Origin of the sequence: Rhizobium sp. 2YAF20, from assembly GCF_052114685.1 — a bacterium.
In the GTDB taxonomy this organism is placed as follows: domain Bacteria; phylum Pseudomonadota; class Alphaproteobacteria; order Rhizobiales; family Rhizobiaceae; genus Rhizobium.
The window spans coordinates 77,653-101,050 of sequence record NZ_JBFRFF010000022.1 but is presented as its reverse complement, the minus strand read 5'-3'; the positions used below and the strand labels follow the sequence as shown (position 1 = coordinate 101,050).

23 protein-coding genes are annotated in these 23,398 nt (G+C 58.1%); 14 read left to right on the top strand and 9 right to left on the bottom strand.

Translation table 11 applies throughout. The annotated features are described in order from the left end of the window. Positions 1–541 (top strand): IS21-like element ISRel16 family helper ATPase IstB (istB, locus tag AB4Z52_RS22690; protein WP_442220154.1); only part of this gene is annotated, 541 nt, incomplete at its 5' end. Positions 542–1,524: 983 nt separating this feature from the next. Here the strand turns inward: istB and AB4Z52_RS22685 are convergent. The 3 genes from AB4Z52_RS22685 to AB4Z52_RS22675 form a co-directional block, all read right to left on the bottom strand. Then, positions 1,525–1,983 (bottom strand): helix-turn-helix domain-containing protein, encoded by a 459-nt coding sequence (locus AB4Z52_RS22685; protein ID WP_442220153.1) that lies wholly within the window; start codon positions 1,981–1,983, stop codon positions 1,525–1,527. Between the two features lie 276 nt (positions 1,984–2,259). Further along, positions 2,260–2,610, bottom strand: a complete 351-nt coding sequence (locus tag AB4Z52_RS22680) for a phasin family protein (protein ID WP_442220152.1) — start codon at positions 2,608–2,610, stop codon at positions 2,260–2,262. 265 nt (positions 2,611–2,875) lie between these two features. Next, the gene (locus tag AB4Z52_RS22675; protein ID WP_442220151.1) at positions 2,876–3,394 is read right to left on the bottom strand and encodes a tetratricopeptide repeat protein; all 519 of its coding nucleotides are present in this window, start codon (positions 3,392–3,394) and stop codon (positions 2,876–2,878) included. 337 nt (positions 3,395–3,731) lie between these two features. On the opposite strand from AB4Z52_RS22675, the gene AB4Z52_RS22670 reads away from it, so the two are divergent. Continuing rightward, complete coding sequence (locus tag AB4Z52_RS22670) at positions 3,732–4,313, top strand: DUF2569 family protein (protein WP_442220150.1); 582 nt, start codon at positions 3,732–3,734, stop codon at positions 4,311–4,313. A gap of 487 nt (positions 4,314–4,800) precedes the next feature. Continuing rightward, complete coding sequence (locus tag AB4Z52_RS22665; RefSeq protein WP_442220149.1) at positions 4,801–4,959, top strand: hypothetical protein; 159 nt, start codon at positions 4,801–4,803, stop codon at positions 4,957–4,959. A gap of 459 nt (positions 4,960–5,418) precedes the next feature. Here AB4Z52_RS22665 and AB4Z52_RS22660 read toward each other — a convergent pair whose 3' ends face one another. The 3 genes from AB4Z52_RS22660 to AB4Z52_RS22650 all read right to left on the bottom strand — a co-directional run bounded on the left by AB4Z52_RS22660 (position 5,419) and on the right by AB4Z52_RS22650 (position 7,678). Then, positions 5,419–6,291 carry a DUF4118 domain-containing protein gene (locus AB4Z52_RS22660; protein WP_442220148.1) on the bottom strand — a complete coding sequence of 291 codons (873 nt, stop codon included), beginning with the start codon at positions 6,289–6,291 and terminating at the stop codon, positions 5,419–5,421. Between the two features lie 311 nt (positions 6,292–6,602). After that, the gene (locus AB4Z52_RS22655; RefSeq protein ID WP_442220158.1) at positions 6,603–6,980 is read right to left on the bottom strand and encodes a nuclear transport factor 2 family protein; all 378 of its coding nucleotides are present in this window, start codon (positions 6,978–6,980) and stop codon (positions 6,603–6,605) included. A gap of 104 nt (positions 6,981–7,084) precedes the next feature. Then, positions 7,085–7,678 (bottom strand): TetR/AcrR family transcriptional regulator, encoded by a 594-nt coding sequence (locus AB4Z52_RS22650; RefSeq protein ID WP_442220147.1) that lies wholly within the window; start codon positions 7,676–7,678, stop codon positions 7,085–7,087. Between the two features lie 139 nt (positions 7,679–7,817). Between AB4Z52_RS22650 and AB4Z52_RS22645 the strand changes: the two genes are divergently transcribed. The 8 genes from AB4Z52_RS22645 (at position 7,818) to AB4Z52_RS22610 (ending at position 17,170) form a co-directional block, all read left to right on the top strand. Continuing rightward, entirely contained in the window at positions 7,818–8,786 is a 969-nt protein-coding gene (locus tag AB4Z52_RS22645) for an SDR family NAD(P)-dependent oxidoreductase (protein WP_442220146.1), read from the top strand. Positions 8,787–9,263: 477 nt separating this feature from the next. Next, entirely contained in the window at positions 9,264–10,610 is a 1,347-nt protein-coding gene (locus tag AB4Z52_RS22640) for an LLM class flavin-dependent oxidoreductase (protein WP_442220145.1), read from the top strand. A 29-nt stretch (positions 10,611–10,639) separates the two neighbouring features. Next, complete coding sequence (locus AB4Z52_RS22635) at positions 10,640–11,485, top strand: ABC transporter permease (RefSeq protein WP_442220144.1); 846 nt, start codon at positions 10,640–10,642, stop codon at positions 11,483–11,485. A gap of 50 nt (positions 11,486–11,535) precedes the next feature. Beyond that, positions 11,536–12,537, top strand: a complete 1,002-nt coding sequence (locus tag AB4Z52_RS22630) for an ABC transporter substrate-binding protein (protein ID WP_442220143.1) — start codon at positions 11,536–11,538, stop codon at positions 12,535–12,537. Between the two features lie 11 nt (positions 12,538–12,548). Beyond that, entirely contained in the window at positions 12,549–13,319 is a 771-nt protein-coding gene (locus AB4Z52_RS22625) for an ABC transporter ATP-binding protein (protein ID WP_442220142.1), read from the top strand. 35 nt (positions 13,320–13,354) lie between these two features. After that, positions 13,355–14,710, top strand: a complete 1,356-nt coding sequence (locus tag AB4Z52_RS22620) for an LLM class flavin-dependent oxidoreductase (RefSeq protein WP_442220141.1) — start codon at positions 13,355–13,357, stop codon at positions 14,708–14,710. Then, the gene (locus tag AB4Z52_RS22615) at positions 14,707–15,510 is read left to right on the top strand and encodes a sulfite exporter TauE/SafE family protein (RefSeq protein WP_442220140.1); all 804 of its coding nucleotides are present in this window, start codon (positions 14,707–14,709) and stop codon (positions 15,508–15,510) included. The genes AB4Z52_RS22620 and AB4Z52_RS22615 overlap by 4 nt, the downstream gene beginning before the upstream one ends. 994 nt (positions 15,511–16,504) lie before the next feature. Next, positions 16,505–17,170 (top strand): response regulator transcription factor, encoded by a 666-nt coding sequence (locus AB4Z52_RS22610; RefSeq protein WP_442220139.1) that lies wholly within the window; start codon positions 16,505–16,507, stop codon positions 17,168–17,170. Positions 17,171–17,179: 9 nt separating this feature from the next. Here the strand turns inward: AB4Z52_RS22610 and mug are convergent, their stop codons facing one another. The 3 genes from mug to AB4Z52_RS22595 form a co-directional block, all read right to left on the bottom strand. Beyond that, on the bottom strand, positions 17,180–17,686 hold the full coding sequence (gene mug / locus AB4Z52_RS22605) for a G/U mismatch-specific DNA glycosylase (RefSeq protein ID WP_442220157.1): 507 nt from the start codon (positions 17,684–17,686) through the stop codon (positions 17,180–17,182). A gap of 259 nt (positions 17,687–17,945) precedes the next feature. Then, the gene (locus AB4Z52_RS22600) at positions 17,946–19,229 is read right to left on the bottom strand and encodes an epoxide hydrolase family protein (RefSeq protein WP_442220138.1); all 1,284 of its coding nucleotides are present in this window, start codon (positions 19,227–19,229) and stop codon (positions 17,946–17,948) included. Between the two features lie 53 nt (positions 19,230–19,282). Beyond that, positions 19,283–19,957 (bottom strand): VOC family protein, encoded by a 675-nt coding sequence (locus AB4Z52_RS22595; RefSeq protein WP_442220137.1) that lies wholly within the window; start codon positions 19,955–19,957, stop codon positions 19,283–19,285. A 280-nt stretch (positions 19,958–20,237) separates the two neighbouring features. Here AB4Z52_RS22595 and AB4Z52_RS22590 point away from each other — a divergent pair, with 280 nt between their 5' ends. The 3 genes from AB4Z52_RS22590 to AB4Z52_RS22580 are packed head-to-tail and all read left to right on the top strand — an operon-like array spanning position 20,238 to position 23,333. Beyond that, positions 20,238–20,915: a type 1 glutamine amidotransferase domain-containing protein gene (locus AB4Z52_RS22590; RefSeq protein WP_442220136.1), complete on the top strand. Its 678-nt coding sequence runs from the start codon at positions 20,238–20,240 to the stop codon at positions 20,913–20,915. A gap of 43 nt (positions 20,916–20,958) precedes the next feature. Beyond that, positions 20,959–22,338, top strand: coding sequence for an FAD-containing oxidoreductase (locus AB4Z52_RS22585; protein WP_442220135.1), 1,380 nt, complete (start codon positions 20,959–20,961; stop codon positions 22,336–22,338). 53 nt (positions 22,339–22,391) lie between these two features. After that, complete coding sequence (locus tag AB4Z52_RS22580; protein WP_442220134.1) at positions 22,392–23,333, top strand: aldo/keto reductase; 942 nt, start codon at positions 22,392–22,394, stop codon at positions 23,331–23,333. Positions 23,334–23,398: the final 65 nt, after the last annotated feature.

Below are 23,398 nucleotides of genomic sequence, written 5' to 3'. Positions count from 1 at the left end.
TCATCACGCTGTGCCAGAGGATGTCGATTACCGCAGCGAACGCGGTCTCGATCGGGCGCTGTTCATGAAACTGATCGGCGGCGACTGGATCGATGCTCACGACAATCTCGCAATCTGCGGGTCGTCCGGCGTCGGCAAGAGCTGGCTGGCTTGTGCACTTGGGCATAAAGCCTGCCGGGATGATCGGTCTGTTCTCTATCAGCGTGTGCCGCGCTTGTTCGCCAATCTCGCTCTCGCCCGCGGCGATGGCCGGTATGCCAGGCTTCAGCGCACCCTCGGTCACGTCCAGCTCTTGATCCTGGACGATTGGGGTCTTGAGCCGCTCAATGACCAGGCGCGTCATGATCTCCTGGAAATCCTCGAAGACCGCTACGGCCGCCGCTCCACTATTATCACAAGCCAGCTCCCCGTTTCGGCTTGGCACGAAGTGATCGGCAATCCGACTTACGCCGATGCCATCCTCGACCGCCTCGTTCACAATGCGCATCGCATCGACCTGTCCGGCGAAAGCTTGCGGCGAAATCAGCGCCGGAAATCTTGACTCGCTACCCGAATGAACTGACAACAATCACAGCCAGCAGGACCCCAGCCTCAAGGGGGCGAGATCATCCCGGAATCCGGGGGCGCAATCATCTCGGAACAAAGGGGCGGCTTCATCGGAATCGGCACCTCATAGACTTTTTCGCGTTTCTTACCCACGGCGATCGACCCCCGTTTGAACCGGAGTGCAATATTCGTCATCAAAGTGTCATAAACAAGCCAAAAAGCCGTTCTGCCGGGTCGATGGCTAGCTGCCAAGCGCCCCCAGAATGCTCGCGAGCGGCGGATCGGAACAAAGGTTTTGCGACGTCACCGACAAAACAATACGGGCTTCCCGAGCGATCGAGGTCGTGTTCGACGGTGCGCATGTTCCATTCAATCTCGCGGCCGTCATGCGTGACCTCAACCGGCAGCCAGAATTCAAAGGTCCTTGTGTGGCCATCGTCGCACTCGCCTCTGACAAGGATGCGGCAGGCTTTCTATCCGTGCTGTCTGGCCATGCTGCCACAATCATATTCACCGAGCTTTCGACCTCGGGCCGAAGCAATTCGGCCAAGGACCTGCAGGCGATTGCGGCATCTGGGGGATCAAGAGCGAAGCCGCGCCGGATCCATAGCGGGTTTTCGAGCGAGCTGTTGTACTTGCGTCGGAAAGCAAAGCTTGGATGCTCGCTACTGGGTCACTTTATCTCGTCGGCGCATTGCGCGGACGAGCAGACGTGACGCTTGACGGAGAGATTTCTCAAATGTCCTGCAGACCGTCTGAAAACTCGCCATGTTGATCGCTATGCAGCAGAATTTTCAGGCTGGCCGAGCACCGGCTTGGACGAAAGGCTAGTTTGTCAGAGGCGGCAGACAACTCACTTGCGATGTGAGAAGGCCGCCGAGCGGTTTGGCATAAGTGCGGCGAGCCCCGTTCGGTGGCCAAAAGCAGATGAGCTAGACCGGAAGCGTGAACCCGCGACAAGCTGGGCGGCGGCGACGCTCAATTGCTCTGGTCGAAATGGATATCAGCGACAGCCGGCGAGCGAGGCAAATCGGATTCGGCTGCGTTGGCAAGCGATGTTACCAGGCGCAAAACCGATTGACGAACGCCCCCATCGGTAATCGTCATGAAGGCTTTGTTCAAACCCAAGCCTTCCTTCGAGGCCAGAAACTCGGAGAGATCCTCGAGCCCCGCAAGATGACCCAGCCGCTCCGTTGTCAAAGGTTGGGAGGCGTCTTGCTGAAAGAAGAAGCTGACCGGAATGGCAAGCGCCGTGGCGATGGTCTGCAGACGGCTTGCACCGATGCGGTTCGCGCCCGTCTCATATTTCTGAACCTGCTGAAAGGTCACGCCGATCTGGTCGGCAAGCCGCTCTTGGCTCATGCCCAGCATGAGGCGACGCATCCGGACACGGGAACCTACATAGACGTCGATCGGGTTTGGTGACTTAACACTCAATATGCGCTCTCCTCATGCAAAAACAGCGCCGCCATCCGCCAGACGCCCAGGGAGGAGGCAAGTAACGAGTCCCCAATTTGCCCCTATAATGTGTATTTGTTTACAAATGATTTCAACCAAAGTGGTGAAGGCGATGCCGCCATAGCGCCATAGCCGATATGAGGCACAAGATTGGCCAATTTTTTGGCCCGCCGATCATCAATATCCCATGCGAAGGACAAAAACGGCCGCGAATACGCGGCCGGTTTTTAGAGTTCGAATTCTGCAGTGGCAGGTTTAGGCTGCGGCAGCCTTGACGACGGCCGTCGATTTGGCGATCGGCGCTTCGTAGGGCTTGTGGATATTCTTGGCGAGGTCGGCATACATTTCGGCGATCTTCGTGGCTTCGTCGACATAGTTTCCGTAGGCGGACGTCACGAAGCCGGTCTGCAGTTCGAAAGCAGCTTCGACGCTCTTGACGCTGCTGATCTTCTCGATATGGGCTACTCCGTCTTCAAAAGCCTTCTTGGAGTAGTTGGCAACTTCGGTGGCAATTGCCTGAGACGCCTTCGTCAGCGACGCATAGCTCTTCAGAATCGTGTCCATGTTCTCTTTGTTTTTTTTGTTCGCATCTTCGAAATTGAACATCAGGCTGCTCCTTTTTTGACTGCGGGTGACAAAGACAATTTATGCGGGCCGCACAAAAAAGTCAATGTATACGTGCAGTTCAATAATACACCATCATCGCAACAGCTTGATGAACGCTGCGAAAACGGCCTGCATTTGCGATAAAAGGTATGATTTTATTAAAAAACCAGGCCTGAATATCCAAGTCGGGTCAAATCCACACATTCAACTTAAAATGGTTCTTAGCATTACCTACTCCAATGCTGTGCCCTTGAGCTGTGGAGATTTACCACCAATGGACCGCTCTGACCGTGGCAACGATGGTCGCCAACGCGGCGATGGACAGACAGACGTACTTTTTCAGCAGAAAGGACGGCAGCCGACCCCTGATTGCGGGATGCAGCGCACGGGAGCGGAAGGCCAGATAGGCGAACAGCGTGGCGGCGATGATCCAGCCGATCAAGTCGTAGAGAGGTCCAAAGACACGAGAGCCCAGCGTCTGTTCCTCTTGGCCGGCCACGACCGATAGCGGCTGATCTGGCTGGGACGACTGTTCGTAGACCGACGCCTCGCTCAGTGCGAGCATGGATTTTGCCGGAGCGTAGTTCAGCTCGGCCTCCTTAGCCAACCAGAAAAGTCCCTGTTGCCTGTCCAGGGGAACGGTCTTTGCGCTCGACATTCCTAGATAGACCGCCCCCAATTCATATTGAGATGCGGCGTGTCCCTGTTCGGCGGCTTTGCGGAACCAGTACATGGCTTGCTTCCAGTCCGCGGGAATACCTCGCCTTCCTTGTGCATCGTCCAAAGCGCGTATTGAGCATGTAGGTCCCCTTGCTCGGCCAAGGGCTTCCAATCAGCCAGAGCACTGGCGTAGTCGTGGGTCTGATAGGCGGCATATCCCTCGTCATATCCAGCCGGAGCCGCACGAGCTACGCAGAGGGAGCAAAAGAGGCTCAGGAACAGTAGGAAAGCGGAAGGACCGAGTTTCATATTCTTTTCAAATTCTAGTGTTAACCGCCGCGAGCGCCTCAGCCTCATAGGCGCGCTCCAATGCCCGCGCGCGCCAGCATCAAATGATCGGTGTTTGATCATCGACCGTACTCAAGCCGAACGGTTGCAATCGGGCGGGGGGCCTATATGACATGGCGATCCCCTTTTGGGCCCCACCATTTGCCGGTTTCCGTGACAATGCGCATACATGGCGACAAAATTGGATCTTGGTGTCGATGAAAAAAATGTTTCAAGAAATGCAACCCTCAGAAAAAACCGGCGAGCCCGCCGGCATCAACGGCTGGCCCCTAGTGCTCTTTTGCTATCTTACGGTCCAATCGATTGTTTATGCGGTAAAATTGTCGATCCCACTTTACGTGGCTCTCACGGTTCCTCGTTTGGATTTCCTTCCCCAACTTCCCACACAAGATTTTCAGCTCATCGAGATGATTGCCAATCTGTTGATGCTGGCAGCGATCTTGCTCTGCATGGCCGTTTTTCTCGCGCGAAGGAAGAGCTTTCGCACAATCTGCGTCTACGTCCTGTTTGCTTCGTTCATTCTCTCGCCCGCGATGTTCTTGTATCATCAAACTGCCCTTGGATTGCCTGTCGTCGCGGCCACATTGTCCCAGGCTTTCATCAGCATACCAAACATTGAAAACTTCGCAGCGTTTACAGCAGCGAGTTGGTATCTTGCCAGATCTCGGCGCGTGGCGAACGCCTTTGTCCGTTGAGGCGTTGGGTGCCGGATGAAGCGCAACGTTTTTGATAAGGCGGACGAAGAGATTTCTGAGAGGTCGTGACAACGCCGGCATGGCATGTGCCGCAATTTTCGCTGGCGACGATACGGTTGTGGCTGCGACGGAAAGTCATGACTGCATCAACTCAGCCTTCAGCAAAATCTCAGAAGTTGCTGCTGGGGCGCAGTTTGACGCCGGTGCAGGATCTCTACGATTATTCAGTTGAATCAAGGAAATCTGCCAGCGTTGCGAGACACATGTCCCACGCTTGCCCTCTGCTGGCATAGAAGTCATGGCCGGCGTGAGGAATGATGTGCGTTTTTACGCTTGAGCGAACAGCCCAGGAACTGGGCGGGCGATTTTCGTCACGCTCGCCAAAGACGGCCAAGGCAGGAATTGGGATGGACTGGGCCGTTATCTGCCGCAGGCGTGTCGACGATATGCAGATCAGGCGGTCAACCGACAGACCAAGAAGGACGCTTTGCCACAAGACCATTCCACCGGCACTGTAGCCCAACGCGACATCGGCGCCATCCACGAGGTCGACAAGACATTCGGCCGCTCGTGCAAATCCATCGCTTTCAACGAGATGCCTATGAAGAGCCTTGCCCACGAGGTCAGTGTTGAGCAGCTCGGATAAACTAACGGTGCGAACGGACGATTGTGCCCAACGGGGTATGAAGCGCGACAGACAACCGCTTGTGCTCGGTTTGCCGTGAATATCAGTCAGGACCAGTATGTTCATCATTTTCCGAGTTGATGGTGGATGTCGCGAAAGTTCTATTGGGCAATCCAGGGTCAATGCTCAGCTAACCTTCTAGACGTCCGCTGATCAGCCAAGTAAGAAGCTCTCTCTGCCGTATTAGTCCCTCCGGCGTTCTGATTTGAGCTCCTAGCTCTTTTAGCGTTGTTTAGTGGGAAACCAACGCTATGCCCTCCACTTGGCCAGATCGAGCCGTCGAGCGTAAAGCACGCCCTGGTACTTTTGACGGGGTGCAATCCTCAGGTGAGGCTTCCCTGCTAGCTATTGAACGCAACAAGGCTGACGCTATTGCCACTGCCTTGGCACCATACTTCGCGTCGGAGAGTGCCTTCAGGCTCAAACGGCATTTGCAGATCTGGGGCTAGTTCCGGTGAAATACTGGCGTTCAAGCGCCAGCGCCAAAACACTCGCGACGATATCGACCAACGCATCTGGGGCCGAGGGACGGCGGTCGGGGTCGAATGCCAGTCCGATAACGGCACGCTGGCCCACCGCCGTCGTCACGGGCCAAAAGTCAAAGCGCGAGGCCAAAGTCGGGTAGATCCCGGCGCGTGCGACGGCTCTCGTCGCCAACGAGGTTCGCGCCGCATCGTAATCGGCCTCCTGCGGCTCCATGTCGCCTACTTTGTTGACTGAAACCACATCGCCCTCGGTGACAAGCATCACGACGACGGGAACCTGGAAGAGCGCTGCTAGAGCTTGGGAGGTGGTCGAGACGATCGCGCTCGCCTTGTCGGCCGCCACGACGTCGCGGCTGTAACCTTGCAGCACGGTCGCCTGCCTTCTAAGGAGCGCCGCATCGGTGGCTCTGCGCCTAGACGTGTAGGCAACGCCACTGACGATAAGCCCGACGAGAAAAAGCAGTCCGATCGCCCAGATGTCCGCGGGGTCATTGACGTCCAGCGTGTAGCGAGGCTCAGTCAGGAAGAAATTGTAGGCAAGAGCACCCAGCACGGCCGAGCAGAGGGAGGCTCCCAACCCGAAAGCAAGGCCCGCGATGATCACCGGCACTACAAATATGAGGGAGAGGTTTGGGATCGACACACTTCTGTCAATCCCGACAGCCACGACCGTCGCGACAGCAGTCATTGCAAACGAAGCAAGGTAGCGCACCACAGTCGAAGCCCCCGATGGTACAGAGCCCGAAAGCAGATCGGTATCCGACATCGGTATTACATCCCGCCGAAGCTTCTCGACAACACCGGCCATTGGTACAACTCCTGCAAAAGTACCATACCGTCCTCCCGCCGGGGGCGGCGGTCAAGGCGGCGACAAGTAAACCGATTATACACCAGCTACATTCGTGCGTGAGTCAAAAGAAGTGCAAATTCCGTGGTATAGGCTTCGACTATTCAAAGTGTCGTCGCCACCGGCGATTTGATCCCGCCCATGCCTGCGGTTTATCCGGTCGGGCGGCCGCCTGGAGCTGCTGGACTACCTGCTGATAAAGCGATTGGCGGCCTGTCCGTCAGGATCGTCTGTCGACGGCGCAACAGGATGCCTAAGCTGCGCAATCGCCGCTACGTCACCAAGGCACGGGTATCCGTCCAGTCGACCCTCAATTTGCGTTCGGAAAACAGCCATTCTCCGCCCACTTTGGCGAATTGATCAAGGTAGCGGATGGACGCCAGCATCAGCGTGTGATTTTCGCCATCGACGGTCAGATGGTGGGCGATACAGTAGGTCTCTCCGGTTGCCTGGTCACCATGCAGATCGGCCGTGCTCTGGCCGTTGAAATGCGTGGTCGTCTGGTATTGGTTGAGAGCGGCAAAGACCGGTGCAAGCGCGTTGCGCCCGTACAGAACGTAGGTTGCTTCGTTTGCGCGGCTGTTCATGAACACATGGAAAACCGTATCCTCAGTGAAGAGCGCCATTTGTAATTTGGCGTCACGCCGCATAAGCATCGATCAAGGTTCGGATTGCCAGTCGATCAGCAGCTTCCTGCGGGTTCATTGTCGGGGTCATGATCAGTCCTTACCGGCTTACCTTTTTGGAATGTAAATCATTCCGCCTTGCTGTCCTTGCTAAGTCCGGCAATCATGATGTCTACAAGTCGCGTGGCTGCGACCTTCCAATGCGGACCGGCGCTAACGTTTGCGACACCAGCCACCGCGCGCAGCAGGTCGAGAGGGTCTATTTCCAACCGAATGTCGTGGTTTGCCACGGCCCGCGCGGTCAGCAGCTCGATCGCGTCGCTTATCTGCTTACCCGATTTCGCATAAAGATCAGACGTGCCATCGGTGAGCGAGTTGAGTGCTGCATACATGCCATGTTTCGTGGCGATATAGTCGATGAACAAGAACATCCACTCTCGCAGCGCCTCGACAGGAGGATGAGTTTCGGCCAGCTGTTTCGCCGCCCGGGCGAGCTGTTCTGTTTCGTTGCGGTAGACTGCCGCGATTAGCGCGTCACGATTTGGGAAGTGACGATAAAGGGTCCCGATCCCGACCCCAGCCGATTGCGCAATCTCCTCCAGGCTTACGTCAGAGCCTTTCTTGGCAAAGGCTGCCTTTGCCGTATCGAGAAGGCGCAGTCGATTGCGTTCAGCATCGGCGCGCGGCTTGCGGGGAGCGAGCAATTCATCTTTTTTCGTCAAATCACAAAATGCCCATTGATAAACGGAGGCGCCCTCCGTATTTAATCCGGAGGCACCCTCCTGTTATTCTATTCGAGCGCGGTGGACAATGGGTTCATCGCACTGGTGTCATTGCTTCTACAGCACAAGGAGACTTTTCATGACTGGATTATTTGGCGCAAACTCCACCACGGACGAAGTGCTGGCGGGGGTGGACCTCCGTGGCAAACGAGTGTTGGTCACCGGCGTCTCGGCGGGCCTCGGCGTTGAGACGGCACGCGCTCTGGCCGCGCATGGGGCCGAAGTCGTCGGTGCAGCTCGCGATCTGGCCAAGGCAGAGACCGCGACGGCGTCGGTCCGAGCACAGGCCGCAAATGGCGGCAGCCTAGAACTGGTCCGGCTTGACCTCGCCTCACTTGAAAGCGTTCGCGCCTGCGCCTACGCGTTGCTGGCGGACAAGCGGCCGTTCGATCTTGTGATTGCCAATGCAGGCGTTATGGCCGCACCCTTCAGTCATACGGCCAATGGTTTCGAGACACAGTTCGGAACCAACCATCTCGGCCACTTCGCCTTCGTCAATCGCATCGCATCACTGATCGCATCGGGCGGGCGGCTCGTAGACCTTGCTTCGTCAGGTCATCGCTTCGCCGATGTCGATCTCGATGACCCGAACTTCGAGCACACCCCCTACGACCCCTGGATTGCCTATGGCCGCTCGAAGACTGCTAACATCCTGTTCGCCGTCGAATTCGACCGGCGGCACAAGGCTCGCGGCGTGCGTGCGACGGCCGTACATCCAGGCGGCATCCGCACCGAACTTGTGCGCCATCTTGATGCCGGAACACTGGAGGCAATGATTGAGCAGATCAATGCCGATCACGCCGCCGAGGGCAAGCCGCCATACCAACTGAAGACGATCCCGCAGGGTGCCGCCACTTCGGTTTGGGCGGGTGTGGTTGCCGCAGCCGACGAAGTCGCCGGCCGATACTGCGAGAACTGCCACGTCGCTACATTGGTGGAGGGCGGTATCAGCCGGGTGAGCGAGGGGGTTCGCCCCTACGCGCTAGATCCGGATCGTGCGAAGGCGCTCTGGGCCAAAAGCGAAGAGATGATCGGCGAACGATTCTAATCGCGGTTTCATCCGTCCTCCCGGCTGCGGTGTCGACAAGGCACCGCAGCCGGGAGGACGGTCACACGGATTGTTGGTTTCGGCCGGGCATTGTCAGGCCGCAGAACAGGCTTGGGCGGCGATGTAGTGCCACTCGACCTCACGATCCTTCGACCAAGCAAGGATGGCATTCGAGGAAAGCTCAGTACTGTACGAAAATCTCAACGTGCTCCCCCAGCATTAGGCGGCCTTGAAGACATCCTTCGAGACACAGTCGCTCATGTTGCCATGGCTTGACGAGCAAGTGGTTCGCCCCGGCGCCGGGCGATAAATTCCCTATTCCTCCTACTTTCGGAAAATTCTCCCAACTAGGGCAACTACCGGCAAAAAATATAATCTATTAAATTTATGTATTTTATCGCAACCTTATGCGTGGCGCCATCGGAACCCGATCTGTCGAGCGGGGCGGCCAAGAACCTGCAATGTGGAGAAGAACCCATGACAAGGCAAATCAAGCTTGGCGCATTCCTCCCCGGCGGCGGCCAGCATATCGCTTCCTGGCGCCATCCGGACCAGCCTGCCGACGGGGCGGTCAATCTCGAGTTCCACATTGAGCTCGCGCAGGCGGCCGAACGCGGCCTCTTCGATGCCTACTTCCTGGCGGACGGGCTTGCGGTCGCCTTCGGTGGCGGCATTGAGGGCGGCAATGCAAGGGTTGTCGGCTTCGAGCCGGTCACGCTGTTTTCAGCATTGGCGCCGCTCACCAAGCACCTCGGCTTCATCGCGACGTCGTCCACGACCTATGAGGAGCCTTACTCCGTTGCGCGCAAGTTCGCCTCGCTCGACCTGATCTCCGGCGGCCGGGCCGGCTGGAACGTCGTGACGACCGCAACCGAAGCCGCCGCGCGGAATTTCAATCTCGAGCGGCAGCAGCCCCACGCCACCCGCTACAGGAGGGCGGCAGAGCACGTCGACGTCGTCAAAAAGCTATGGGAAAGTTTTGAAGACGATGCCTTCATTCGCGATCGCGAAAGCGGCATCTATTTCGATGTGAACAAGGTGCATCGTACCAATCATTGCGGCGAACATTTCCAGGTCGAAGGGCCATTGAACGTCCCCCGCTCGCCTCAGGGTCATCCCGTCATCGTGCAGGCCGGCCAATCGGATGATGGGCGGGGACTTGCCGCGGCCACCGCGGAGGTGATCTTCACAGCGCATCAAAAGCTCGAGACTGCGCAAGAATTCTACCGCGATATCAAAACGCGCGCGCGCGGCTTCGGTCGCGATCCGTCGCATGTGCTTATCATGCCGGGCGTCTCCCCGTTTGTCGGGCGCACAGAGGCCGAAGCGCGCGAGAAATACGAGCGGCTCACAAGTCTGATCATCGAAGAGGATGGGCTCGCGTTGATCAACGCGCTTACCGGCGGTGAGCTGGATCTTAAAGGCTGCGATCTCGACGGCCCGCTGCCTCCAGCGCCGCCGACAGAGGGCATGAAAAGCCGCCAGGAGCTGATCAGGCGCATTGCGGACGAAAACAACTTCTCCATTCGGCAGCTTTACCAGTGGATCGCTTCCGCGCGCGGCCATTTCACCATCGTCGGATCCGCGGTCCAGGTCGCGGATACCCTACAGGAATGGTTCGAAAACGAAGGCGCCGATGGCTTCAACATCCTGCCGCCATGGCTGCCTACCGGTCTCAATGATTTCGTGGAACTGGTCATTCCCGAGCTGCAGCGCCGCGGTCTGTTCCGCACAGCCTATGAAGGCAAAACCTTGCGTGAAAACCTAGGCCTGCCTTTCCCAAAGAGACGGTTAACCGACGTCTACTCCGAAGCCGCCGAGTAAAACTGACACTGGGATAGAGGGCAAGGTCCATGGCGCTTGAAACCGAACAGCAGGGCATCCTGCAGACCTATCGCGAAACATATTTCTGGCAGAGCGGGCTGGCGAGGGACGCGGGCGCGCTGTTGCGCAGCTTGGCGTCGCGCTATGGGCTGCTCATCGCCTTTGCCGCCCTCTGGCAAATTGCACCGGCGCTTGGCTGGATCAACGCTGCAGTTCTGCCTCCACCAGATGCGATCTTGCGGGCGCTCTGGAATGGCATAAGCAGCGGTCGGCTGCTGGGCGACATCGCCATCAGCCTTGAGCGCGCCGGTGTTGCATTTGTCGCGGCGGTCGTCGTGGGCATCCCGCTCGGGCTATTCATGGGGCAGATCCGAATTGTCGAGCGCAGCCTCGACCCGATCCTGCAATTATTTCGGCAGACATCCGCACTCGCGCTCTATCCTGTTTTTATTTTGCTGCTGGGCCTTGGAGAGGCTTCGAAAATCTTCGTGATCTTCTGGGCGACTTTGTTCCCGATACTTCTTGCCACCATCGGCGGCGTTAAACAGGTGGATCCAAAGCTTGTGGAAATGGCGCGCGTCTACGGCGCCAGGCCGATGACTGTGTTTCGCCGCGTGGTGCTTCCGGCGGCCTTGCCGCAGATCTTTGTCGGCTTGCGGCTGAGTTCCACGACTGCACTCCTGCTGCTCATCGCTGCAGAAATGATCGGCGCCAATTCCGGTGTCGGATTTCAGGTGATGAACGCCCAGTATAATTTCCAGATCCCGCTGATGTTCGCGGCAATATTGCTGCTCGCCATTCTGGGACTGTCGGCCAACTTCATCCTCGAAACATTGCAGGCTCGGCTCTGCCGTTGGGCCAACCCCAAGGACTGAAAGCCGGGACGAGACGCATCGTATTTTCATCCTATCCAATGGAGTCCAGAATGCAGATTTCCCGTCGTTCTCTAGGGCGTTTGGCCGCGCTCGCAGCCGGCATGCTGCTGGCGGTCCAGGCGAGCACCGCCGTGGCTGCCGATCAAGTCACCATCCGCTATCTCTCAAGCCAGGGCGGCCTGGCACCCCATGAACTCGCCGATGCGCTCGGCTATTTCAAGGACACGGGTATCACATTGCAGAATGTCGGTTATGCCCAGGGTGGCCCGGCATCGCTCTTCGCGCTGGCGTCGGGCAATGTCGAACTCGGCGGTGCCGCTACCGCCTCGGTGCTCAATTCGATTGCCGGCGGCAACGATTTCGTTGCAGCCTATCCCTCGAACGGTATCGACAAGACGACCGAGAGCGTCTTCTATTCGCTTGACGGCAGCCCGATCAAATCGATCAAGGATCTGGCCGGCAAGACGATTGCCGTCAATACGCTTGGTGCCCATCTCGATTATACCGTGCGCGAGGCGCTCCATTCGGTCGGCCTGCCGGAAAATGCGGCCAAGCTCGTTGTCGTCCCGGGTCCGCAACTCGAACAGGTTCTGCGTTCCAAGCAGGTCGACGTGTCTGCCTTCGGCTACTGGCAGAAGACCTATGAAGGCGTAGCGCTGAAAAACGGTGGTCTCCAGAAGATCGTCGGCGACACCGACGTGCTCGGCGAAATCGCCGGCGGCTTTACGGTGCTACGCCGCGATTGGATCAGGCAACACCCGCAGGCGGCCAAGATCTTCGTCGAAAAGTCGCAAGCCGCGCTCGAATATGCCCGTCTCCACCCCGAGGAGACCAAGGCTCTGATCGCCAAGGTGCTCGCCTCGCGCGGTGAAAACGCCGAAATTGCGCAATATTTCACTGGCTATGGCGTGCGTGAAGGCGGCAAGGCCGTGAACCGTGATCTGCAATTCTGGATCGACATCTTGGCCCGCGACGGCGTCCTCAAGCCGGGACAGCTCAAGGCGGGGGACATTCTCTACGATCCGGCGAATTTCGCCGTCGCCGGCAACTGAGGAGCGGGTCGATGGCTGTTGCTGAATTGACCTTACGTGGAGAGGTGACGATCAAGAACCTCTCCAAGTCCTACTCGATCAACGGCCGCCATCTCAATGTGCTCCAAGGGGTCAGCAACCACATCCGCGCCGGCGAGAGCCTGGCGATCGTGGGAGCCTCGGGGTCTGGCAAGACCACCCTGCTCAGAGTTCTCGCGGGGCTCGAAGATGCGGATAGAGGGGACGTGCTGATCGATGGTCATCCCGTTCACGGCGTCGGCACGGATCGCGCCGTGATTTTCCAGGAGCCAAGGCTTCTGCCCTGGCTTACCGTACTTGATAACGTTGCCTTCCCGCTCGACAATCGCGGTCTGAAGAAGGCCGAGGCGAGGGCCCGTGCACGCCACTATATCCAGCTCGTCGGCCTCGGCGATTTCGCCGATGCCCTGCCGTCGCAGCTTTCGGGCGGTATGGCCCAGCGCGTCGGCATTGCCAGGGCGCTGGTCGTCAGGCCCGAGATCCTCCTGCTCGATGAGCCGTTCGGCGCACTCGACGCCATGACCAAGATCACCATGCAGGAAGAGCTCGCCCGTATCTGGCGGGAGGAGAAGGTGACGATGATCCTCGTGACGCACGATCTCGAGGAGGCAGTCTATCTCGCAGACCGGGTGCTCATCCTTTCCAAGGAAAAGGGTGGGCGCACCCGCGAGATCGATATCGACCTTCCGCGGCCGCGCAACCGTAGCGAGCCGCGCTTCGTCAAATTCCGCGAACAACTGTTGAACGCGTTCGGGCTGCACTGATTTTCAGCTGAGCAATTTTTGAGAAGGAGAATGAAATGGCCAAACGTGACGGTCAGTTGAGCCTCGGCGCTTTCCTTTTGTACACCGGCCACCATGTTGCCGCGTGGCGTCATCCAGGCGCCTCCGACAGCACGGGCTTCGCGGATTTCGCGCATTTTGCCCGTATCGCGGAGAATGCCAAGTTCGATGCGGTGTTTCTCGCCGACGGGGTGAACACGCGCCTGCAGAATGTCGAGGCGGCAAGCCGCAAGGCGCATTCCGGATTCTATCCGTTCGAGCCGATCACGCTGCTTTCGGCGCTTGTGGCGGTTACGAGCCGGATCGGTCTAGTGGCGACAGCCTCCACGAGCTTCTCCGATCCCTATAATCTTGCACGGCAGTTCGCCTCGCTTGATCATCTCTCCGCCGGTCGCGCCGGCTGGAACCTGGTCACTTCAGCCGACGCCAGCTCTGCCTACAATTTCAGCCGCGATGCGATCATCGCGCATGCCGACCGTTACAAGCGGGCGGAAGAGTTCGTCGATGTCGTCACCGGTCTCTGGGACACGTCAGACGACGACGCCTTCCTGCGAGACAGGGAAAGCGGCGTCTACTTTCATCCTGAGAAGGTTCGTCACCTCAATCATCGCGGCGCATTTTTCCAGGTTCGTGGGCCGCTGAATATTCCACGTCCGCCGCAGGGCCATCCGGTCGTGGTTCAAGCCGGCTCTTCTGAACCCGGCAAGGAACTCGCGGCCAGAACGGCCGAGGCGGTCTTCACCGCCCAGCAGACGCTGAAGAGTTCCATCGCCTTCTATAGCGACCTCAAGGGGCGCCTCGCCAAATATGGCCGCGCGGCAGACGACGTGAAGATCCTGCCGGGCGTCTTCCCCGTCGTGGGCAGGACGCGGCAGGAGGCTGAAGACAAATTCGAGCAGTTGCAGGCCCTGCTCGAACCTTCCGTGGGCCTCGACATGCTGGCCGAGCTCGCCGGCGTGGACGAAGTCAGGATGCTGCCGATCGACGCGCTTATCTCGGAACTGCCGGAAACCGAAGGCGGCAAGAGCCGCCGAGCGCTGTTCCTTGAGCTTGCTGCCCGGGAAAATCTGACCTTGCGTCAACTCTACCAGCGAGTTGCAGGCGCCCGCGGGCACTGGCAGGTCGTCGGCACTGCTCAGGAGATAGCCGATGAGCTGGAGGAGCGTTTTGTCAACTTCGGTGCGGACGGCTTCAATATCATGTCGCCGGTCCTGCCATGGGGCCTGTCCGATTTCGTAGAGCTCGTCGTACCCGAACTACGTCGTCGCGGTCTGTTCCGCGATGAATATCGCGGATCGACGCTGAGAGAACATCTGGGCCTCAAACGTCCGTCTTCTCAGAATGCCGAGTCCGCAGCTGTGGCAGCCGAGTGATCCCGATCCTGTTCCTCGTGACGAGCGACGTGTACCGATGGACGGCGTTGGATGTGCAGATCGACGACCAGCGCATTGCTCTGGCCGTCGTAGCTGCATTTGCGGCCGGGCTTGCGCGCGGCTTCTCGGGATTTGGCGTTGGATTGGTGTTTATGCCGTTGGGTGCGGCAGTGCTCGGACCGAAGCTCGCAGTCGCCTCTCTGCTGATCTTTGATCTGATCGTCGCGGCTCCGACAACCCTGCGCGGCGTTCGCTTCGAGGGTCTAAAGCCACTTTTGCCGATATGGGCTGGGCTCTCTGCGGCAACCCCTATCGGGGCGCTGGCCGCAACCCACCTCGAGCCCGGTGAGGTGCGTTGGTTCGTGAGCGTTTTCATTGCCTGCGCGCTAATATTCCTGACTTCGGGCTGGCGCCCGCAGCTGGAGAATCGTCCAAAGTCATCCTTTGTAGCCGGTGTAGCAGGGGGCTTTATGGGGGGTCTGGCCGCATTGAACGGGATCGTGGTTGTCACGTACTGGATGGCAACTGGCATGGAACCACGAAATCTACGAACCAACCTAATGACGCTCTTCTGCCTGAGTTCGCTAGGCTCGGTCGTCGCGTTCATCTGGGCCGGCATGCTGACGCCGCAAGCCCTGTGCATCGCTGCCATTCTTGTACTTCCTTATGCAACAGGTTCGCTTCTGGGTGCCACTCTTTTTCCGCATGCCTCGCCGCAGACGTTCCGCCGGATTGTTTATGGAATGATTGCAGGCTCCATGGTGATCGGCTCCCCGTTCCTTGATCCGGTGCTTCGATAACATCCAGTGGATATCAAGCCGATCCACAGAACCGAACGCAATTGCGATGGTTGGTTCAATTCCCCTCACATCAGGATCGATCGAAGGCCGATTGGCACATCAACCCGACATTGGCGTCCCCACCATCTCACTCCCGGGAGCGGACGATGGCGTTGATCCTCTAAAGCCAATGACATTGACGCCCAATACTTCACAGGTGCTTAGGAGCGAAGGACTATTACCGGTGCGGGGCACAATTTGTTGCAGGAAGCGCCTGCGGCCTTTGCCGTGCTTGCCACCACGGCTGTTGTGGCTTCGATGCGACGCGCATCTACCCCAAGCCGAATTTGCCACCGAGGCTTCTGAGTCCCGGATTTTTACCATTTGCCATTTTCCCAATTGACCTGACGTGGATCGCTGACGGAACGACCGTTCCTCTTTTCGCGTCCGCATCCGCCCGTCGTTTTGACCTTCGAGAGGACCCGGTTGCTTGATTGCGCCGGGACAGGAAATCATGCGTAATGTACAATCTATAGCTTTCAAGGTGGGGAGGCGCGCGTAGCGTGCCTTTCCCGGTCCGACGAAGTCGTACGCCGGAATCCGGAGGCTCGGAAGGAGAACGCTCTGCTGACGTTTCGATTGTTGACTGATTTTTCGCAACAATTTGGAAAGCCGGTGGCCCCCCAACTGGCCCGATCATGTCAGTGTTCTAAACCGGATGGAACGAACTCGGCCGTCCGCAATGCAAGCGCGTTGCATGAATAATGCCGTGGCTAGAACTATCTCGCCCAAACTCTGATCCGTGCAACATCGCCGTGGCGGCACTAGCAATCCAAGATAACCCAAGTGGGGCCCAAATCCTTGACCGTTCCTGAGCGGGAGAGATCGGTTCTTTGCCGAGGATGACGAGGCTAGGGTAAAGCTGCCAATGCTGCAGGAGCGGATGCGGAGGTTCACGCTTGAACTTTTTTCGGAGTGTTCCACAATTTTAGCTGTTCGAAACGGGGGAGATGAAATGCTGAGGATGCTAAACGCTCATCGCAATGCCATACCGCCGCTTCCCTTGTCGACGCCGGTGGTTTTTGTTGTTGATGACGATATTTCAACGCGCGAGTCGCTGGAAGCGCTGATCCTTTCCGGCGGATGGGCCGCAGAGACGTTCGCGTGTGCGCGGTCATTTCTGTCGCGGCCGAGGGCACGTGTAGCGAACTGCCTGATTTTGGACTTTAACTTGCCAGATCTGAGTGGACTCGATTTGCAAAGACTGATTTCTGCCCAGCGATCCGAAACGCCGATCATCTTTGTCACCGGCTGTAGCGATGTACCCATCGCTGTCAAAGCGATGAAGGCAGGTGCTTGCGAATTCATGATCAAGCCGTTTCGCAGCGACTTGCTGCTAGTTGCAATTGAGAACTGTATCGAGCGAAGTAAAGCCGAACTGTTGCGCCGCTCGCAAATTGAAGCGATGAAGGATCGCTACCGATCGCTGAGCCATCGCGAGCGTGAGGTCATGTCTCTGGTGGCTGCGGGTCTTTTGAACAAGCAAGTGGGCTTTGAGCTCGGGATCAGCGAAATTACTGTCAAAGCTCATCGTGGCAGAGTTATGCGCAAGATGAACGCACGTTCGCTCCCCGATCTCGTCGTAGCGGCCGCGCGCCTCGGCCTTTTGAGCCTGTATTGACTACGACGGCTAAAGCACCGATCTCAGTTCGCGATAGTGTTCCGTCAATCTCGCCAGGTTAAAGGCCCTATTGAGCCCGCTTGGATTTGGAAGCACCCAGACTGAAGCGCCCGCGAATTCGTCGGATTGCCTGCCCCATTCGACTTGGGCTCGAAGACTGATGGCCGCGTATGCCGCCTTTCCCAGAAAGGCCAAATTCGCTGGTCCAAACTCTCCGATCTTGCTTTCCAGTGCCGGAGCCGCGCTGACATAATCATGATGCTTAAGCTCACTGGCGCTTTTCGTCGGACGTGAGACTGCCGATGTCAGGCCCAATCCATATTTTAGTATCTCGCGCTCCTCTTCCGCCCGCAACAGGCGGGGTGTAAATCCGGCAAGGTGCAATACCTGCCAAAAGCGGTTGCTTCGGTTTGAGAAGTTATGGCCATCTCTGGCAGCGGACAGGGCCGGATTCAATCCGCAGAAAACCACGCAAAGGCCGGGCGCAAGGATTTCCGACAGGCCGCTCGCCGGCATTGCGGCGTCGATCGGACCAGGGATGCGGGTCTTTGTGGAGTTATCTTGCATGTCAAATTTCGCTGCGCGAACGGAGGCAAGGACGACGCAGTGCGTTCAGTGCTCTGACCAAAATCTGCCGTATGATGGGGTTCGGCGTCGTTGTCATGCATCAGGCGTAGATCAATTCCATGCTCCCGATCAACAAGCAAGAGATCGGATGCATCCACACCAGCATATTGGCCTGCTTCGCAGATGAGCAATCGCTGCATCTGTTGCTCTACGATCGAAGAGATCGGAACGATGCGCGAAGCTCTTCAGTGAATGCGGCCGGCTGCTCCCAGGCTGCGAAGTGCCCGCCCTTTGGAAGCCGGTTGTAGTGAATGAGCTTTGGATAGGCCCGCTCCGTCCAGCTCTGCGGCGCGGCATAGATTTCGTCGGGGAAGACGCTGACGGCCACTGGAATCTTGATGCCCTTGACGGCGAAGAAGGCGAGCTTGTTCTCCCAATAGAGACGGGCCGAGGATGCGGCCGTATTCGTCAGCCAATAAAGCGTGACGTTGTCGAGGATATCGTCGCGGCTGAGGCCCTCATGCCCTCCGTCGAAGACACGGGCAATCAGCTCATAGCTGCGGATGTCGTGGTCGATCATCCAGGATGCGAGACCTACGGGCGAATCCACAACGCCGTAGATCGACTGCGGACGGTTCGCCATTTCGATGGCGTACCCCAGTCCGTGTTTGTAGAAATCGTCGAGCTGCTCGTAGGCGTGCTTCTCGTCGTCGGAAAGGCCGCTCGGCATCGTGCCACCGGGCTGCAACGCTTTGGCAATGTCGTCGGGAACTGTCGCCGGCATATTGACATGTATGCCGGCCAGCTCGGGAGGCGCCAGCAGCGCCATCTGCTCCGACACGGCGTCGCCCCAGTCGCCCCCTTGAGCGACATAATGCGTGTATCCAAGCCGTTTCATCAGCTCGATCCAGGCGTTGGCGATGCGTATGGGATCCCAGCCCGTCGTGGTCGGCTTGCCTGAGAAGCCATATCCGGGCATCGATGGGATGACGAGGTTGAAGGCATCCGACGCGGCGCCGCCATGTGCCGTCGGATCAGTCAGCGGCGCGATGATCTTCATTTGCTCAATGATCGAGCCCGGCCATCCATGCGTGATGATGGCCGGCAGCGCATTTTCATGCTTGGACTTCACATGAATGAAGTGGATGTCGAGACCGTCGATATTGGTGACGAATTGCGGCAGGGCATTCAGCCGCGCCTCGACATTTCGCCAGTTATAGTCGCGTGCCCAGTAGTCAGCGAGTTTCTTGATCGTCGCGAGCTGGACGCCTTGCGAGCTATCCTTCACCGTCTCCTGCTCAGGCCAGCGGGTCGCCAAGACACGTTTGCGCAAATCGGCAAGCTGCTTGTCGGTCGCTGAAAAATGGAAGGGCCTTATTGCTTCGTCGCTCTTTGCGAAGGATCGCCCATTTGGCAAGACGCTGATCGCGGCAGCCGCTGCCGCGGTGGCCAACAGGCGACGACGAGTGATGGATAATGAGAAGGATGACATGACGATCTCCTGCGCCTTCGAATTTTTGGTCCCGATCGGAAGTCCGCATCCTGTCAGGTCGGCAACGGGTGGCCGGCCTGTTCGTTGACGACATATTCGGCGTACCAGTCTGGCCAATTTTCGTCATGCCGACCGCCGTTCCGTTTCTCGTGTTCGCCATGGGCGGCAGCGGCCCGCCGGAGCGCGCCCGCGAGTTCCTTCGACGAGCGAAAGTTCGTGCCTTGCGTTTCCACGCGCCCGGGCAGTCGCGCTGTGACCTCCTGGAAAAGCCAGCCGTTGCCATCCGGGTCATTGAACGACGCGAACGATGAGTAGCTGCTCCGTGCCGGATGCAGACCGGGAAGACGGCCGTTTTGGTCGCTGTGATGAAATAGGCCGCCAACATCGTGAAACACTCCGCTCATCGCAGCGCCCCGAGCGGCGAGCGATGCGCGAGCCTGCTCGATGTCGGAGACGATCAGATGCAGCCCCTGCGCTGAGCCAGGCATCGCCGAGCTGACGCCGCTGCCGAAGATCACGGAGCACGGCGAGCCCGGCGGGGTGACCTGTATGACACGAAAGCCGTCTTTTCCAGAGACGTCGGCGTCCAGTCTCCATCCAAGACCCGTGTAGAAGCGCTTGGAGCGATCGACGTCGGAAACAGGAATAACGACGACCTCAAGCTTCATGTCCATGTCCGCCTGCGCCTTCTGGGCGGTGGCTTCGCTACGCTCTGAGATGATGGTCATTTCAACCTCCCTCGAATGATCAGACTTTCGCGGGCACAGACCTCGCGGCGCGATGAACGATGCGCCGCCCGAATGGACAAGTCTATTGTGCCATGGTGTCGGTTCTGACCCGACAAGCGCGGAATAATCGACACCATCGTACAATACGATTTGCTCGCGAATTGTAGGAAGGTAGTTCCATCAGCTCCTGGCTTCGCTCGCTCGCTGTGCCGTGCTGTTCCGACTAAGGAGGGGCAACGATCCATGCGTTTCCAGGGTCATGAAATATGGGAGATCTCCAATGAACTCGAAAATCCTTATGGTGCTGACGTCACATGATCGGCTGGGCAACACCGGTCGGAAAACCGGCTTCTGGCTCGAGGAATTCGCAGCGCCCTACTATGTCTTCAAGGACGCTGGGGCGCAGATTGTCGTTGCCTCGCCCAAGGGCGGTCAGCCCCCGATCGATCCCAAGAGCGACGAACCGGCAAATCAGACACCGGCAATGACCCGGTTCAAGTCGGACAAGGCCGCCCAGGCCGTGCTGGCCAATACCGTGATGCTTGCAGACGTGGATGCCAAGCAATTCGACACAGTCTTCTATTCCGGTGGTCATGGACCGATGTGGGACCTGGCGGAAGACAAGAAGTCCATTTCTCTTATCGAGGAATTCTACAATTCGGAAAAGCCTGTCGCGGCGGTATGTCACGCACCGGGCGTCCTTCATCACGCGATGTATCGCGGCCAGCCTTTGGTGAAAGGAAAACGCGTGACCGGCTTTGCAAACAGCGAAGAAGAGGCCGTCCATTTGACCAATGTGGTTCCGTTCCTCGTCGAGGACGAGTTAAAGCGCCTTGGCGGAAAATATGAAAAGGTCTCGGATTGGGAGAGCTTTGCCATCACCGATGGACGCCTTATTACCGGCCAGAACCCTGCATCGTCGACTGCTGCCGCTCAAGCTCTGTTGAGGTTGCTTTGACTAGGAAAATGTCGACATCGTTTCCAATCCTGTGGAGGCTCGCATGATGGAGAGGTTCGACGTCGCTGTCATCGGCGCGGGGCAGGCCGGTCCATCGATTGCTTCCAGCTTCGCTGCAGTCGGACGGAAGGTCGTGCTGATCGAGCGTGCGCTCGTTGGCGGGACCTGTGTCAACACCGGATGCATGCCGACAAAAACCATGGTGGCGTCCGCGCGCGTGGCGCATATGGCGAGGCGAGGCGCGGACTTCGGCGTCAGATTTCAAAGCGCAATCGAAGTCGATATGGCACGCGTGAGCGAGCGTGCGCATTTAGTCACGACAAATGCCAGAAACGGTCTTGAGCAATGGATTCAATCGACCAAAAACATCGAACTGGTCCGTGGCCATGCGAGATTCGTGGGGCCGCACGAAGTGGAGGTTGGAAGCCGTGTTTTCGCTGCGCCGCAGATATTCATCAACGTCGGCGGCCGGGCCCGGTTTCCCGACATGCCCGGACTGTCCGAGATCGAATGTCTCACCAATACGTCAATGCTCTCGCTAAGCAGGGTGCCCCGACACCTGATCGTCGTCGGTGGAAGCTATATCGGTCTCGAATTCGCGCAGATGTTCCGCCGCTTCGGCTCGGAGGTGACGGTTGTCGAGCAGGGACCGGCCCTGGTATCGCGCGAGGACGAGGACGTCTCCTCGGCAATTAAGGACATTCTCGAGCGGGAAGGAATAGGCTGCCGATTGAACGCGTGTTGTGTTTCGTTTTCGGCCCATTCCGCGGGCGTGCAGGTCAATCTTGAGTGCCTAAGCGGTGCGCCGCACATCGCTGGGTCCGACGTTCTGCTCGCCGTCGGCAGAGTTCCAAACACAGATGACCTTGGTCTCGACAAGGCCGGCATCGCCACCGACCAACGCGGTTACATCGTCGTGGACGAGGCTCTTTCGACGAATGTCGAGGGCGTCTGGGCGGTCGGCGACTGCAATGGAAAAGGTGCCTTCACCCACACGGCCTACAATGACTTCGAGATCGTAACCGCCAACCTTCTTGACGGTGAGAGCCGCAAAGTCAGCGATCGTATCCCCGGATATGCCTTGTACATCGATCCTCCGCTGGGGCGCGCGGGAATGACCGAGAAGGAAGCGCGCAAGACCGGAGAACCGCTTCTCATCTCGACGCGCCCAATGACAAGGGTCGGCAGAGCCGTCGAGCGGGACGAGACGCTCGGCTTCATGAAAGTGGTCGCAAACGCGCAAACCAAGCAGGTGCTGGGTGCGGCTTTTCTGGGTCTCAATGGAGACGAGGCAGTCCATGGCATTCTCGACATCATGAGCGCTGGAGTTCCTTATCCCGTTCTTGAATGGGCCGTGCCGATCCATCCGACGGTCTCGGAGCTGATTCCGACGCTGCTTCGTGGATTGAAGGCAGCGCCGTGACGAGGGGAGAGCATTCGAATCCAAGCAGTACTTCGGCCTTGAGGAGAATAGGAATGACAGAGCCCGACATGCTTCGCTTCAGCAGGATTCCTCTCAACAACGGATCAGGCGCGATCCCCGTCGTCGGGTTTGGCACGCTGATACCCGATCCACACGCGACCAGACAGGCGACTGAGACAGCTCTGCAGATCGGGTTCAGGCATCTCGATTGCGCGGAGCGATATCGCAATGAAGAAGCGGTTGGTGACGCGATGCAGGCTGTGTTCAAAGCAGGCACGGTTCAGCGGCAGGATGTCTTCGTTACCACCAAGCTGTGGAACACCAATCATCGTCCCGAGCGGGTGAAACCCGCCTTTGAGGGAAGTCTTCAGCGACTGCAAGTCGACTATATCGATTGCTATCTCATCCATACGCCCTTCGCCTTTCAACCCGGAGACGAGCAGGACCCAAGGGACGAGCAGGGTCACGTAATCTATGATGCCGGAGTGACGTTGATCGATACGTGGCGAGCGCTTGAGGGTCTCGTGGACGATGGGCAATGCAAGTCGATCGGGCTGTCGGATATAACCCTGGAGAAGCTCAAGGAGATCGTCGCGCAAGCGCGGATCAAGCCCGCGGTGGCGCAAGTCGAATCCCATCCATATCTGCCGGAATGGGAGCTGCTCGAGTTCTGCCAGAAACATGGGATTGTACTGCTCGCCTTCGCAGCCTTGGGACACGGAATGGAACCTAAGGTATTGGAAGATCCCGTCATCACAGCCATCGCGCAGCGCGTCGGCAAGACGCCAGCTCAAGTTGCTTTGGCCTGGGCTGTGCAGCGTGGCACCGCCTTCCTGACCACTTCGATCACGCCTCGTCGTATTGCAGAAAACTTCGAAATTTCCGCCCTCCCTGAAGACGCAATGCGGGAGTTTCGAGATAGGATAACGACCAACATCCGGTTCAATAGTGTGGTTGGAACCGGTGTGCCGGGCTTTATTCCACGGGTCAAATGAGTGTAGAGCCGCCGGATCGGATGTCAGTTGCCCAAACCCTTTACGACCCGACACACAGGGCTTCT